The sequence below is a fragment of the Bradyrhizobium sp. PRIMUS42 genome, assembly GCF_023006515.1.
GTDB lineage: Bacteria > Pseudomonadota > Alphaproteobacteria > Rhizobiales > Xanthobacteraceae > Bradyrhizobium.
Genome location: NZ_JALBGZ010001305.1, coordinates 1 through 900, shown reverse-complemented (window position 1 = coordinate 900; position 900 = coordinate 1). Strand labels below are relative to the sequence as shown.

The following is a 900-nucleotide window of genomic DNA, read 5'->3' as shown; positions in this document are numbered from 1 at the left end:
AGCGCAGTTGCCCGCCCAATGCCGCGGCTGCCGCCGGTGATGACAACGACTTTATCGGTCACGCGCGCCTCCATGGTTCGACACGCGCCGTCGCAAGTAGCGACGGCGCTCGCAGAGCATCAGGGATCAGAGATCGAGCACCAGGCGCGCCGGATCTTCCAGGCTCTCCTTGACGCGCACCAGGAAGGTGACGGCTTCCTTGCCGTCGATGACGCGGTGATCGTAGGACAGCGCCAAATACATCATCGGGCGGACCTCGATCTTGCCGCCGACGACCATCGGACGCTCCTGGATCTTGTGCATGCCGAGGATGCCGGACTGCGGCGCGTTCAGGATCGGGGTCGACATCAGCGAGCCGTAGATGCCGCCATTGGTGATGGTGAAGGTGCCGCCCTGCATCTCGTCGATCTTGAGCTGGCCGTCACGGGCGCGGCGCCCGAAATCGGCGATGCCCTTCTCGATGTCGGCGATCGACTTGTGGTCGCAGTCGCGCACCACGGGCACGACGAGGCCCTTGTCGGTGCCGACGGCGACGCCGATGTGGTAGTAGTTCTTGTAGATCAAATCGGTGCCGTCGATCTCGGCGTTGACCGCCGGGATGTCCTTCAGCGCCTGCACGACGGCCTTGGTGAAGAAGCCCATGAAGCCGAGCTTGGAGCCGTGCTTCTTCTCGAACGCATCCTTGTAGTGGGCGCGCAGCGCCATCACGTTGGTCATGTCGACCTCGTTGAAGGTCGTGAGCATGGCCGCGGTGTTCTGCACGTCCTTGAGGCGGCGCGCGATGGTCTGGCGCTCTGGTTGATCTTCGCGGTCTGGCCGCCGGGCCTGGAAGAGGCCGTCGGCCGCAAGCGCGTCTTCCTCAACGCCGTCTTCAACGGTATCACGCTCGGAGGGCTCTAC

1 protein-coding gene is annotated in these 900 nt (G+C 64.2%); it reads right to left on the bottom strand.

Going from position 1 to position 900, the window contains the following annotated elements:
* Positions 1 to 126: 126 nt before the first annotated feature.
* On the bottom strand, positions 127 to 900 hold a 774-nt coding region (odhB, locus tag MOV75_RS39900; RefSeq protein WP_247008343.1), incomplete at its 5' end, for a 2-oxoglutarate dehydrogenase complex dihydrolipoyllysine-residue succinyltransferase.